The organism is Hyphomicrobium sp. (assembly GCF_051860585.1).
Lineage (GTDB): Bacteria > Pseudomonadota > Alphaproteobacteria > Rhizobiales > Hyphomicrobiaceae > Hyphomicrobium_C.
Window position 1 is genome coordinate 281,380 of sequence record NZ_JBHYDS010000004.1, and the last position, 12,847, is coordinate 294,226.

The window sequence follows — 12,847 nt, forward strand, 5'->3', positions numbered from 1 at the left end:
CGGAGAGGGACATGCCGTTTGTAAATCTGACCGTGGCTCAGGCGGCCGCTGCCTGGATCGCCGCGCCGAACCTCGTGAGCTTCATCCTGCAGCAAGGCCCCGCCTTCAACTACGCGGTGGCCGCCGTCGGCGCGATCATCATCTTGATCGGGGCCTTCATCGGTTCGCGCATCACGAACACGATTGCGAGGCCCACGCTGCTGTCGCTGGTGGCGTCGTTGTCGTTCGCGATCGTTGCCGCGTTCGCCGTGTCGGAGCTGATTGGAGAGCAGGCGACGCAGTCAGAGTTTGCCGCCCATCTGTTCACGTTCGCGCCGGTTGCGGCTGCCATCGCCGGCTATTTCTACACGGCGCGCCCAGCCACCGCCTGACGCAACTTTGATTGCATCTGACATAAATGAAACAGGCGCTGACCGGGGGGTTGCGCCTGTCCATTTGCTCGATGCTGAGAGCTGAAACGTGGTCTCGACGTTTGACCCGGCGAACGCCGCTCAAACCATTCCAACCACGATCGCAGCGAGGAATCCGAAAGACATAAGTGCAGCGAGCACGTTCAGTCGCATCGAAAGTTCCATCGTTGCCTCCCGCCGGCAGTTCCGGCCTACTTAATCGCCGGCTGCGCCGGTCAACTTTGACGCCGGCTGACCCGGCTTTTTCGGTTCGCCAGCGAACTGGCTTCAAGGGAACGCCCATCGGTACGAGCAGGTCGTCGGTCGTGTAGACAGGAGTGTGATACCGCCCGGGGTAGGGCGCCCGATGGAGCGTTTCCCCATCGAGGGTACGGAGCAAAATCGTTCCTTGCCAAGCGAATTATATCTTGCGGCGCAGCAACAATCGCCGTTGTAACGGCGGGCCGAGCGAATGTTTTTTCCAGAAATGGCCGGGCAGCTTGTCTGCTGCGACGCAAGCGGGTGCGCCGAAAAAAGTTGTGACTAAGCGAGATCGCGGCACATCTTCACAAACAACGTCTGCGGCACGCGCGACGCGTCAGGTGCCCGTGAAGACCGGCTTCCGTTTTTCGAGGAAGGCCCGGCGGCCCTCCGCGTAGTCGGCGCTGGCAAAGCAGGCGTGCACGGCCGCGTCGAGCTTGGCGGCGTCGGCGTTCTCCGGATGGCGGACCAACTCGTCGATGGTGAGCTTGGCCGCCCGGATCGTCAGCGGCGCGTTACCGGCGATGTCGGTGGCAAGGCTGCGCACGGCAAGTTCGAGCGCATCGCTGTCGACGATCCGGTTCACGAGCCCGATCTGAAGCGCCTCCGCGGCCGAGAAGCGCCGCCCCGTGAACAGCATCTCCTTGATGAACGACGGCGGCGCGAGCGCCAGCAGCGGCGGCACCCAGCGGTGATTGTAGCCGAGACCCAGTTTCGCGGCCGGGATAGCGAATTGCGCCTTTGGGTCGGCGATACGGAGATCGGCGCAGGCGGCGATGCCGAGCCCGCCACCGAGGCAGAAGCCATGGATCATGGCGATCAGCGGCTTGGTTGCCGACAGCAAGGCGGAGAAGGCCTCGTGGTTCAACCGGTCGTAATCGGCGGCGGCGTCGCCGGTCCGCGCGTTCTCGAATTCGGAGATGTCGGCGCCCGCCGAGAATGCCCGCGTCTCCGCCCCGCGCAGCACGATCACCCGGACGGCGTCGTTACCTTCGGCCGCCGCGATATGCTCCGGGATCTTGCCCCACATGCCGGCGGTGTACGCATTCATGCGCGCAGGATTGCGCGCCACGATCCAGGCAATCGGGCCGTCGATCTCAAGCACGAGGTCCGGCGCGGCGGCAGGCGCATCATCAGGCGTTTCGGTCATGGAGGGGGTCCTTTTCGTTCGCGCCAGCTTGCAGGCGAACGCTGGAGCGTGCAACGCGTCCACGCGTCTCAAGGAGAGCGTCCACGCGTCTCAAGGAGAGCGTCCACGCGTCTCAGGCGGCCGCGTCCCACCCGTCAGGGCACGGGTTCCGGGGGAGTGAAGAGGCTCCCGGCCAGGTGCCAAGACCAACGCGAGGTTTAGATTGACGACGCCGCCCCGCACGGATACCCCGTAGCCGAAATGGCGAGCGGCCCCGCAGGAAGCCTCTGACGGAACTCCGCTAACGCTCTATAATCCGGCAGATTGTCCTAGGGCAGCAAGGGATGGGTCGCCCGTTTCGCAGGCGCCCGCCAAGCCCCACCGGCAAAAGGAACAGCTGAGATGAGTGCCGCCAAGCACCTCGCGGGCAAGCCCGTCCCGCGCCGCGCGAGCGACGATCCGATCTGGCAGGCTCTCCGCGCCGAGGCCGAGGCGGCCATGGCCGCCGAGCCCGCGCTGACGGGCTTCATCTACGCCACGGTCGCGAGCCACAATGCGCTTGAAGACGCGATCTGCCATCGCATTGCGCAGCGTCTCGGCCATGCCGATGTTGACGCAGGCCTCATCTTCCAGGAATTCCGCGATGTGCTGGCCTCGCAGCCGGAACTCGGACGCGCCTTCCGCGCCGATCTCGCTGCCGTGCTTGAGCGCGATCCCGCGTGCACGCGCTATCTTGAGCCGTTCCTCTATTTCAAGGGCTTCCATGCCCTCGTCACCTATCGCTTCGCCCATGAGCTGTGGCGGCAGGGACGGCGCGATTTCGCGCTCTATCTTCAGAGCCAGTCCTCGCGCATGTTCACGGTCGACATCCACCCGGCCGCGCGCCTCGGCGTCGGCCTCATGCTGGATCACGCCACCGGCGTGGTGATCGGCGAGACGGCGACTGTCGGCGACGACTGCTCGCTTCTCCATGCCGTCACGCTCGGCGGCAGCGGCAAGCAAACGGGCGACCGCCATCCCAAGATCGGATCGTGCGTCCTCATCGGCGCGGGCGCGAAGGTGCTCGGCAACATCCACGTCGGCAACTGCTCGCGCATCGCCGCCGGCAGCGTCGTGCTGCAGGATGTGCCCCCGCACGTGACGGTCGCGGGCATTCCCGCGCGCATTGTTGGCCCGGCAGGCACTGCCGAGCCGGGGCGCACCATGGATCAGACGTTCGTTCCGCGTGACTCGGGTCACGGGCCGGACGATTACGCGATGCTGTAAACGCAAAGGAGCAAGCGGTGAAAAAAGACGAGTTGGCCCGGCTGGAGGCTTATCTCCGCAAGACGTTGGGTGCCAAGACCCTGACGGTGCGTGCGCGTCCCAAGAAGGACGATTCCGCCGAGGTCTACATTGGCGAAGACTTCACGGCGATCCTCTATCGCGAGGACGAGGACGGCGAGGTTTCGTACCAGTTCCAGATGGCCATCCTGGAAATGGATCTCGAGGAAGCGTAGTCCACCCGCGCGCGACGCCCGCCGCGGCGGCGTCGCGCTGAACGACGGGCAATCCACGGACACACGCCACGGGCACACGGGGAGAGCGCATGGCGCTTTACGAATTGGATGGCGTGGGCGTCACCACGCCTGCAGACGGCCGCTACTGGGTCGCGCCGAATGCCATCCTGCTCGGCAAGGTCGCGCTCGAGACGGATGCCAGCGTCTGGTTCGGTGCGGTCCTGCGCGGCGACAACGAGTTGATCCGCGTCGGCGCACGCTCGAATGTTCAAGATGGCTGCGTCCTGCACACCGATCCCGGCTTTCCGCTCGACATCGGCGAGGACTGCACCATCGGCCACATGGTCATGCTGCACGGCTGTACGATCGGCCGCGGCACGCTCGTCGGCATCGGCTCGATCATTCTCAACGGCGCGCAGATCGGCGAGGAATGCCTGATCGGCGCCAATACGCTGATTGCCGAGGGCAAGGTGATCCCGCCGCGCTCCATGGTGCTCGGCTCGCCGGGCAAAATCGTGCGCCAGTTGACGGACGAGGACGTCGCGCGGTTCGGCAAGGGCGCCGGCCGTTACGTCGCGAACTGGCAGCGCTACAAGGCCGGCCTGCGCCCGCAGACCTAGAGCATTTTGCAATCACACGATCGCAACATCCCCCTCCCCCTAGCGGGGAGAGGTAGGGGTGGGGGGACGATCTTGGAGAAATTTATAAGCCGGTACGCCAAGCTCTTCCCCCCACCCCGCGCTTCGCGCGACCCTCCCCGCTAGGGGGAGGATGAAGTGGGCGGATACGTCTGAACAGAAAATGCTCTAGTCCGATCTCAGTCGGACAATCCGTTGTCTTGCGTCGTTGGGCAAAAAAATAGAGCCGGACACGAGGGGGAATCGTGTCCGGCTCGAGGGGAGCCCGGCTGAGGGGGATTGGGCAGGGAGTGCCAGGCTCCAAATCAAACAGTTGCGTGCGACAGGTCGTGATCCGAAATTTTAGTGGGGCTCGCGAACACCCGCGATGGCATCCGGCGCGGTGCGATCGTTGACGTCGAGGGAAACCCAGACGCGCGGATCGAGATACGATTGGCGCATGATGAAGTAGTAGCCCGACGTATTCCAAAGGCGGACGTCGTCGACCTTGTTGTCGAGCACGAAGTCGCCCTGGGCCGTACGCGCCGTCAGCACGGCATGGCCTTCGCCCTTTTCGTCGCGAACAACGGTCAGCAGCAGCGAGCTTTTCGGCCAGCCGCGCGCCAGCAGCACGCTTTGCTTGAGGAGCGCATAGTCTTCGCAATCGCCGCGATCGACCGGATAGGTCCAGAATTCGCTGACGCCGTAGATCTCCTGATCGGTCGCCGGCGCGATGACGTGATTGGCCCAGCGGTTGACTTCATCGAGCTCGCTGAGGCGCTCGGGCGTCGGCTGGAAGCGGACGTCTTCCATGCGCTGGGGTGCGCAGGCCTGCGGGTTGCTTTCGCAGAAACGGACGAAGCCGTAAGGCGGCTGCGACGGGCCGTAGACCCGCATGAAGGGCGAGGCTTTGCTTTCGAGTGCGGCAGGGAACGCTTGGTCCGCCATGGCACTCGTAGGCGCCAAAAGTCCGGCCATGGCACCCGCAATACAAATTACGAAACGCTTCATACTCACTACCCCTACTATCCCTCTCACACGAAACACCGTAGTCGAGAAGTCTCGTGGTCTCCTGAAATACGCCGCCAGAAATCGAGCAAAATTTGAGCTAAATCGTAGGTCCCCGCAGCTCACGGCAGCCTCGCCAAATCAGCCGAAATATCGCCGCAAAGCCTCGGGATCGGGGATGTCCAGGAACTGAACGCCGATCCCGCGGTCGTGATAACGCATCACCTTGCAGCGCAATTTGCCGAACATGACGATATCGCCGATGGCCGGCCGTACGAGGGTGCCGATCGAGGCGCCGGACAGCGATACGTCGAGCACGCGGCAAGGCACGTGCGAGCCGTCCGGCAGCAAGAGCGTTTGCGATTTGTTTACGACTTCGAGGCGCTGGTGACGCCGGCCTGCCGCGCCGCCGAGCTCGTCTTTGTTGACCAGCCACGTAATCTGAGCGGCGAGCTTTTCGCGCTTGTGCTGGCTGACCTTGAGTTGGATGGCGAAGCCGCCGTCAAACACGCGGGAAACCTGTCCCTCGAGGCCGCCGAGTTCGTCCAGATAGGCGACGATGCGTTCGCCGAGTTCAACCTCGACAGGCGCCATGATGGCGGCGCCGCCAACGGAGATGTCTGCAAGCCGGCAGGGGTATTCTTGCTTGTTGGCGCGCATGAAGCGACCGAGCAGCGCAACGGAAAACCGTTTGTGGCGGCGGCGATCAGGGACGATCCGCGGATCTGGACGGAGGCTGGATCTGAAGCTGACGGCGGGAGCAGGACACATGGACAGATTCCGAACACCGAAACAAACATCTGGCCCCTGGTCGGTTTGCACCTTCCGTGGCCGTCGGAGTCCCATTCTGAGACAACAGACTTAATGAACGGCTAATTTTTGACCCAATGCCGTACGAGCGGAAAGTGCGCAGCCACACGAGCAGAGTGTGCGGCAGCCACAAAAGAGCAGTGTGCGGCAACCGGCCGGACGGGCGGACTGCAACAGCAACGCGAAGCCCGCTGCCAAAGTTGCAGCAGTCCACGTTTGCATCCGTCGATGTGGAGGAGGAATTGCGGCGGCCCCGCGACCGCCGCGGCCGCGTGAAGCCAGGCGGCAGAAACATTTTTATTCCGCGAGGGAGCGCGCTAGCGCGTCTCGACGATCCCGTGGCCGCTGTCTTTCAGCCCGCCGTCATAGACGCGGAACTGCCGGCGTCCCTGGCGGACGATGCGGGCCATCCGCACGCGCGGATGCAGCGGCGACTGGCGATCGCTAAAGCCTTGCGCCTTATACAACTCCGCGTCCGGCCAGATCGCTTCGGCGGCCGCCAGCCTCAAGCCGTGGAATTTCACGTGGGCCGGCAAGGTGTCTTCTTCCAGCGGTACGATAATTCCGAGCAACCGGTCGATGCTTTCTCCCGTGTGGGCAAGCGGAAGGATCAGCATCTCGAACGCGCAGACGCCCGGCAGCGGGCTCATGTCCGGTGCGACGAGGCGCGCTTCGCCCGTGAACAGGCCAGCCCGGCCGAGGTCGGTGATGGCCGCGAGGTGGTGTTCGAGCAAGGCACGGTCGCCGTCGGTCCAGCAGCCCAGGAAGTCCTGCGCGCGCAAATCGAGACCGAACCGGGTCGTGACCCGCGTGCCCGTCAGCCGGAACCGGAAAGCCGACGTTCCCGCCCGTTCGAGAATGAACGTGTCGAGCAACTGGTCGCTGATGCGGGCGGGCTCGATTTCGAGCCGCCTGGGTGCCATCCGGTCGCGCCGGATCTCGTTCCAGTAGGCAAAGAGCGCTTGTGTCGCCGGATGTTGCATCGTGTTCGCCCTTCACTGGCCGCGGCCCGTTGTCCGGCGCCGCTGAGGCCGCGCCGGTTTCAAGAGCCCAGGCTCCCGAGAGGTTGAGCGGGCCAGTCCCGAAAAGGGCCGGCGCCGGCTCAAGGACGACAAGAGCAGCTTCCGTGCCATCCCGAGGGGGCACGCGATAATTTGGCTCGCGAACCCCCTCGGGCTTTGCCCTATCGTTAAGGGCCTGCCGGCTCACCAGGCCGGACGCACTTAAGAAACCCACCAAGGAGACGCGTGTGATCCCCACGGAGCCGTCCAAAGAGCCGATCTTCAACGTCCACGCGTCGGTCGTGGGCATTTTGGCGCTGATGGTGCTGGTCCACGTCGGCCGCGGGTTCCTCTCTCCTGACGACGATTTATGGGTGGTCGTCGCCGGAGCATTCATCCCGGCCCGCTATGGCCCGATCGCGTCCGAGCTGCCCGGCGGCACGCTGGCGATGTTCACCTCGCCGATCACCCACATGTTCCTGCACGGCGACTGGGTGCATCTGGGGCTCAACTCCGCCTGGCTGCTCGCCTTCGGCGGTGCAATAGCGGAGCGCACGGGCACGCTCCGCTTTCTCGCCTTTTTCACGCTTTGCGGGCTCGGCGGCGCGCTGGCGTTCTACCTCGCGAACGCCGATCTCGTGCAGCCGATGATCGGCGCGTCGGGCGCCATCTCGGGCCTCATGGGGGGGACCTTGAGGTTTCTGTTTCCGGCTATGGATTCCGGTGGCTTTCGCCGTTTGCGTGAGGCGCCGAGATCGGTGCGTTTGATGTCGCTCCGGGAGACTCTCACCGATCGGCGCGTGCTTGTGACGAGCGCAATTCTGGTCGTCTTAAATCTTCTGACGATCGTCGGCTTCGGCAGTGCACAAAGTCCGGCGGGAATTGCTTGGGAAGCGCATCTCGGTGGTTATATCGTAGGGATATTTACTTATGCCTTCTTCGATGATGTTCGCGGTCGCGAAGAAGAACGGCAACCAAATGAATATTGAAACTCTTGCAAGCCGTGGGAGTTTGCATCACTCTTGAAGAGCGGGATTGGAAACAGACTCGCAGCGACCCGAAGAATAGCGCCTAACCATAAAGGCGCGCGCTTCGGATCACGTCGATAGCGAGCCGGCAGCGGAAGGCAGAGATGCCTGTCGCGGGATCGGTGGATCGGCCGAGGCAAGGGGTGGAGGATACGTCATGAACGTTGCATCGATTTTGAAGTCGAAGGGCAGGGCGGTTTCGACCGTACGGCCGAATGCATCCCTGCTGGATTGCACGAAGAAGCTCGGTTCCAAGAAGATTGGTGCCGTCGTCGTCGTCGGCGACAGCGGTCACGTCACCGGGATCATCTCTGAGCGCGACATCATCCGGGCCGTTTCCGAGCACGGCGCGCATGCTTTGAACCTCATGGTGTCTGAAGTCATGACGCGCAACGTCGTCTCGTGCCAGGAGACGAGCGAGCTCGATGAACTGATGGAGATGATGACCAAGGGTCGCTTCCGCCATTTGCCGGTCTTGGAAGACGACGCCCTTGTCGGAATTATTTCGATCGGCGACGTGGTGAAATACCATGTGGCGGAAGTTGAAATGGAAGTGTCCGCGATGCGCAACTATCTGGCGACAGGTTGATTGCTCGGCGCGAATAAACACTCGTAATTGAATTTGCAAATGGCGCATCTTTTTGAGATGCGCCATTTGTATTTCTTGTTTTTGGATTTGTGCCTGCGTCAGCGCAGGGCTAGGGCGCCGGAAGTTCTGCGCTCGGCGGACCGCTCTGGTGGCGCGTGTCGAGTTCGCGAGCGAGATCGTCGATCTCGCGGCGTGCCGCAGCCTCGCCGCGTGCGATCAGCTCGTCCGCCCGGTGGAAATCGAACAGACCGATGCCGTGCAGCCGGGGGCTGATCATCGAATCCGGCGGGTCGCCCGCGAGGCGCGAGCGCGCAATACGGTCCTGCACGATATTCAAGGCGTCGACCATGACGGTGGAAATGCCGGGCACGTCCTCACCTCTGCCGAGGATCTGCCGCTGCAATAGACGCCGCACGGCGACGCCGTTCTTGCCGGTGACGGGAGGCGCGTCTTCGAGCACGACGTCGGAGGCGGGCATCGGGTTGACGTTCGAGATCGTCCCGCGATGGGAGATGTCGATGTTGAGATTGACGGCGATGACATAGCGCGCGCCGAGCGCCCGGCAGACCGAAACCGGGATCGGATTGACGAGCGCGCCGTCGAACAGCCAGCGGCCGTCGAGTTTCACTGGCCGGAAGAGGCCGGGCAGCGCATAGGACGCACGCACCGCATCGACGAGGCTGCCGCGTGACAGCCACACCTCGTGGCCGGTGCCGATCTCGGTCGCCACGGCGGTGAAGCGCCGCGGCAGATCCTCGATGTTGGCATTGCCGATGTGCTTGTAGAGCCGCTCAGCGAGCTTATGGCCGGTGATCAGGCCGGTGCCGGAGAGATTGATGTCGAGAAAGCCGAGCACGCGCCGCCGCGTCAGTTCGCGCGCGAAGGCTTCGACCTCGTCGAGATGCCCGGTCACTTCGCAAGCGCCGACGACGGCCCCGATGGAAGTGCCTGCGATGATGTCAGGAACGATGCCCGCTTTTTTCAGGGCGCGAAGGACGCCGATGTGCGCCCAACCTCGCGCGGCTCCGCCGCCGAGAGCCAGCCCGATCTTGAATTTGTTAGCGCCAGCTTGTGCCATGGCGGTCTCCACTCTTCTGGTAACCCGCCTGTTACAGGTCGCCAGTGTGAGGCCATGAAACCCAACGCGGCTTCGTGTCGGATTCCCCCTCAACCCTTACATGGAACCTAACAGATTCCGATTAAAGCCCCCCTACCAACAACGTGACGTACCTCAAAATTCCGTTGTTGCAGTGCAGCTCCAAGAGCCGCCCCTAGAACGCGCCAGAGGGCCGAAAGGTTTCGGACGCCCCTCTCGAGGCGAGGACCAGAAGCGTTAAGGATTATGACTTGACGAGGCGGAAGCCGCCGCCGTCGCCAGGGACGATGGCGCGGTAGAAGCAACTTTTTGCGCCCGTATGGCAGGCTACGCCCGCCCCCTCGACAGCGACTTTGAGCCAGACCGCGTCCTGGTCGCAGTCGATCCGCGCCTCGCGGATCGTGAGGCGGTTGCCGCTTTCCTCGCCCTTCACCCAGAGGCGATTGCGCGACCGGCTCCAGAAGTGCGCCACCCCCGTTTCGAGCGAACGCGCGAGCGCTTCCGCGTTCATCCAGGCGAACATCAGCACTGCTCCGGCCTCGTCGGTCACAATCGCGCCGACGAGGCCGTCCCCGTCGAACTTGGGCAGCAGTTCGCTTCCCGCTTCGACGTCGGCCTTGGTCCGCCCAGCCGGATCTGGGAACATGGCGGTATCACTCATGAAAAACCTCTTGCCGTCTCGCGGCATTGCACCGCGCTGATGCAACTCGAACAGCCGCGCCAAACGCCCTATATAGACAAGGCGCTTATATAGAAGCGATTGCAGAGTGCCGGAAGGCAAAGCAACGACGCGCCGGAAGGCAAAGGAACGAACACGGATCCCATGGCCGATCTCGACGACATCTACAACCAGCGCATTTTCGAGCTGGCGGCGGCGATCCCGCACGCCGAGCGCCTGGAACGGCCGGATGCGTCCGCCAGCGCTCATTCCAAGCTCTGCGGCTCGACTATCGAGGTCGAGCTGAAGCTCGACGGCGACCGGATTTCCGATTTCGGCCAGAAGGTGAAGGCCTGCCTGCTGGGCCAGGCGTCTGCCTCCATCGTCGGGCGGGAGATCATCGGCACGCGCGAGGCCGAATTCCGTGAGATCGCGGCAACCATGCGCCGGATGCTCAAGGAGGGCGGCCCGCGCCCGGACGGCCGCTGGTCGGACCTCGGCCTGCTGCAGCCCGTCAAGGATTACCCCCATCGGCACGCGTCGACGCTGCTGGTCTTCGAGGCCGTCGAGCGTGCTTTGGATCAAGCCCGGGGACACCGCGCGCCGGCGGACGTGCCGGCGTCCGCCAAGCGTGCATGAGGCCCGGCTAAGCCGCAGCGAGGACGGATCGATGTCGTGGAGCAAGGCTATCGCCAAGGCGCCGATCCACGCCTATCGCTGGACGTTGAAGCCCATCATGGGCCTCGAATGCCGCCACCTGCCGACCTGCTCGGAATACGGGCTCGAAGCCATCGAGAAAAACGGCGTCTGGCGCGGCCTCTGGCTGACGGCGTCGCGCCTGTCGCGTTGCCATCCCTGGGGCAGCGCCGGCTACGATCCCGCCCCCGATATCCGCGCCGAGCGCCACCCCTTCGCCCCGTGGCGGTACGGCCGCTGGCGTATGGCGCCGGTCCCGCACGGCGACGCCAAATCCAGCTGCGCGAAATGCGTTCCGGACTAGGGGACGCGCCGGAGCCTAAACACCAAGCCCACACCTCGCGCCTTCGCCCCAGACGGCCAAATTTCGGAGCGCATTCTTAGGTCTAATGCCAAGCAAGGCATTTGGCGCCGTGCGACCCGTGGTAGAACGGGCGGGCCGGGACTGGGTTTCGCGAGGAGTGCACGGTGAAGCGGAAGATCGCAGCCGTCCTGATGGCCGACGTCGCCGGGTTCGAGCGCGCCCTCGCCGAGGACGAGCCGACGGCCCTCTCGCGCCTCGCCGCCAATCGCGCCGTGATCGAAGGCATCGTGACGCGCGGCGGCGGCCGGATCCTGCCCGCCATCGGCGAAGCCGTGCTGGCCGATTTCAACAGTGCCGTCGAGGCCGTTCGCGCCGCGGTCGATGTGCAGGAGACGCTGCGCGCGCGCAACAAGCCCCTTGGCCCCGCTCACCGCGTCGACTTCAGGCTCGGCATCACCATCGGTGAGGTCATGGAGCACGACCACGGCGCTCAGGTCACCGACGAAACGCTCGCCGGCGCCGCGCAACTCGTCTCCCTCGCGGTGCCCGGCGGCGTCTGCATTTCGCGGTCCGTGCGCGAGGCCGTCGCCAGCAAGCTCAAGCTCAAATTTCAGGATCTCACCGAAGAGGGCGAAGTCCCCGACCCAGAGTCCGGTGTGCGAACGGCGGCGACCTATCGCGTTGCCTCCGAGCGCCCCGCGCTGCCGGCGCGCCCACCGTTGAGCCTGGCCGCGCGCCTACGCGCGCCGGCCGCCTTTGCCGGTGTCGCGCTTGCCGCCGCCGTCGCGGTGATCGTCGCCATTCCGAGAACCGATGCGCCAGCACCGAACGAGGCGCCGAAGGCTGAGCCCCACGTGGCGGCCGTCGCTCCCCCGGTGACGGCGCAGCCACAGCCCGCAGCGATCGAACCCGCGGCCACGCCAGCGCCCGCCCAGGAAAAGCACGAGTTTCTCGTCAAGCCGGCACCGAACAGCGGCCGCGTCGAATTCCTTCCGGCGCAGCCTAATGGCGCATCTCCGCCGTCCAAGGACATCACGCTACCGGGTGTTCCGCTGTCTCCGAGCGGACCGCCCGCAGTGGCGCCCGACCCGGCCAGTATTCTGACCGCGCGCCGCATGCTGCCGCAGGCGTGGCGCGACTGCCATGCCTCAGACCCACGCTCGGCCGCAACGGCGTGCAAGACGCTGATCGACAGCGGCATCGCCAAGGATGAGGAACTGGCGCACGTCCAGATCGTCTACGGCAAGGCGCTGCGCGACACCAACCAGCTCGACGCGGCGTTGCAGGCGTTCAACGCGGCGGTTGCCATGAAGCAGGACCCTGTCGCTTACGGCCTGCGCGGCACGGTGCAGTATCAGAAGGGCGATCTCGAGCGCGCGATCGCCGATTACAGCGAAGCGATCCGCCTCGATTCCGGCAACGGCGAAGCGCTGAACAACCGCGCCTGGACGTACTATCGCACCGGTCGCGCCGAGCAGGCCCTGGCGGACGCAGATGCCGCCGTCCGCCTGCTCGCCAAGGAGGCTTACGTTTGGGACACGCGCGCCCACATCCACGCCAAGCTGGGCAACCGCGATCTCGCCATCCGCGATTTCCGCACCGCGCTCAAGATCGATCCGGCCAGCGCCACGAGCAAGGAAGGTCTCAGCGCCCTCGGCGTGAACTGAGCCTTGGCGTCAACTGACGCCGCGAAGCCGCGCCCTGTCCCGCACGAAACAACGCGAAGCGTCCCGGCTGGCTACTCTTCATTCCAAATGCAACG

General features: G+C 64.6%; 15 protein-coding genes. 9 read left to right on the forward strand and 6 right to left on the reverse strand.

The features are described from left to right. The first annotated feature begins 11 nt into the window (after nt 1-11). Nucleotides 12-371 (forward strand): hypothetical protein, encoded by a 360-nt coding sequence (locus tag ACTIFK_RS08780; RefSeq protein WP_439542678.1) that lies wholly within the window; start codon nt 12-14, stop codon nt 369-371. A 616-nt stretch (nt 372-987) separates the two neighbouring features. On the opposite strand, the gene ACTIFK_RS08785 is transcribed toward ACTIFK_RS08780, so the two are convergent. Then, nucleotides 988-1,800 carry an enoyl-CoA hydratase gene (locus ACTIFK_RS08785; RefSeq protein WP_439542679.1) on the reverse strand — a complete coding sequence of 271 codons (813 nt, stop codon included), beginning with the start codon at nt 1,798-1,800 and terminating at the stop codon, nt 988-990. A 381-nt stretch (nt 1,801-2,181) separates the two neighbouring features. Between ACTIFK_RS08785 and cysE the strand changes: the two genes are divergently transcribed. From cysE to ACTIFK_RS08800, 3 genes are all read left to right on the forward strand, one after another. After that, entirely contained in the window at nt 2,182-3,045 is an 864-nt protein-coding gene (cysE, locus tag ACTIFK_RS08790; RefSeq protein WP_439542680.1) for a serine O-acetyltransferase, read from the forward strand. 17 nt (nt 3,046-3,062) lie between these two features. Next, complete coding sequence (locus tag ACTIFK_RS08795; protein ID WP_439542681.1) at nt 3,063-3,278, forward strand: DUF3126 family protein; 216 nt, start codon at nt 3,063-3,065, stop codon at nt 3,276-3,278. 89 nt (nt 3,279-3,367) lie between these two features. Next, on the forward strand, nt 3,368-3,898 hold the full coding sequence (locus tag ACTIFK_RS08800) for a gamma carbonic anhydrase family protein (RefSeq protein WP_439542682.1): 531 nt from the start codon (nt 3,368-3,370) through the stop codon (nt 3,896-3,898). A 360-nt stretch (nt 3,899-4,258) separates the two neighbouring features. Here the strand turns inward: ACTIFK_RS08800 and ACTIFK_RS08805 are convergent, their stop codons facing one another. The 3 genes from ACTIFK_RS08805 to ACTIFK_RS08815 all read right to left on the reverse strand — a co-directional run bounded on the left by ACTIFK_RS08805 (nt 4,259) and on the right by ACTIFK_RS08815 (nt 6,696). Next, on the reverse strand, nt 4,259-4,843 hold the full coding sequence (locus ACTIFK_RS08805) for a transglutaminase-like cysteine peptidase (protein WP_439542683.1): 585 nt from the start codon (nt 4,841-4,843) through the stop codon (nt 4,259-4,261). 201 nt (nt 4,844-5,044) lie between these two features. Continuing rightward, nucleotides 5,045-5,674: a PilZ domain-containing protein gene (locus ACTIFK_RS08810; protein WP_439542684.1), complete on the reverse strand. Its 630-nt coding sequence runs from the start codon at nt 5,672-5,674 to the stop codon at nt 5,045-5,047. A gap of 356 nt (nt 5,675-6,030) precedes the next feature. After that, nucleotides 6,031-6,696: a PAS domain-containing protein gene (locus ACTIFK_RS08815; RefSeq protein WP_439542685.1), complete on the reverse strand. Its 666-nt coding sequence runs from the start codon at nt 6,694-6,696 to the stop codon at nt 6,031-6,033. A 320-nt stretch (nt 6,697-7,016) separates the two neighbouring features. On the opposite strand from ACTIFK_RS08815, the gene ACTIFK_RS08820 reads away from it, so the two are divergent. Beyond that, entirely contained in the window at nt 7,017-7,703 is a 687-nt protein-coding gene (locus ACTIFK_RS08820) for a rhomboid family intramembrane serine protease (protein WP_439542686.1), read from the forward strand. A gap of 196 nt (nt 7,704-7,899) precedes the next feature. After that, entirely contained in the window at nt 7,900-8,331 is a 432-nt protein-coding gene (locus ACTIFK_RS08825) for a CBS domain-containing protein (RefSeq protein WP_439542687.1), read from the forward strand. Between the two features lie 109 nt (nt 8,332-8,440). Here the strand turns inward: ACTIFK_RS08825 and ACTIFK_RS08830 are convergent, their stop codons facing one another. Both ACTIFK_RS08830 and hisI read right to left on the reverse strand, forming a co-directional pair. After that, nucleotides 8,441-9,409, reverse strand: coding sequence for a patatin-like phospholipase family protein (locus ACTIFK_RS08830; RefSeq protein WP_439542688.1), 969 nt, complete (start codon nt 9,407-9,409; stop codon nt 8,441-8,443). A gap of 262 nt (nt 9,410-9,671) precedes the next feature. Then, nucleotides 9,672-10,088, reverse strand: coding sequence for a phosphoribosyl-AMP cyclohydrolase (gene hisI, locus ACTIFK_RS08835; protein WP_439542689.1), 417 nt, complete (start codon nt 10,086-10,088; stop codon nt 9,672-9,674). Between the two features lie 162 nt (nt 10,089-10,250). Here hisI and ACTIFK_RS08840 point away from each other — a divergent pair, with 162 nt between their 5' ends. The 3 genes from ACTIFK_RS08840 to ACTIFK_RS08850 all read left to right on the forward strand — a co-directional run bounded on the left by ACTIFK_RS08840 (nt 10,251) and on the right by ACTIFK_RS08850 (nt 12,752). Further along, nucleotides 10,251-10,724, forward strand: a complete 474-nt coding sequence (locus ACTIFK_RS08840; protein ID WP_439542690.1) for an iron-sulfur cluster assembly scaffold protein — start codon at nt 10,251-10,253, stop codon at nt 10,722-10,724. A gap of 31 nt (nt 10,725-10,755) precedes the next feature. Beyond that, on the forward strand, nt 10,756-11,085 hold the full coding sequence (gene yidD, locus ACTIFK_RS08845; RefSeq protein WP_439542691.1) for a membrane protein insertion efficiency factor YidD: 330 nt from the start codon (nt 10,756-10,758) through the stop codon (nt 11,083-11,085). 164 nt (nt 11,086-11,249) lie between these two features. Then, on the forward strand, nt 11,250-12,752 hold the full coding sequence (locus ACTIFK_RS08850; RefSeq protein ID WP_439542692.1) for a tetratricopeptide repeat protein: 1,503 nt from the start codon (nt 11,250-11,252) through the stop codon (nt 12,750-12,752). Nucleotides 12,753-12,847: the final 95 nt, after the last annotated feature.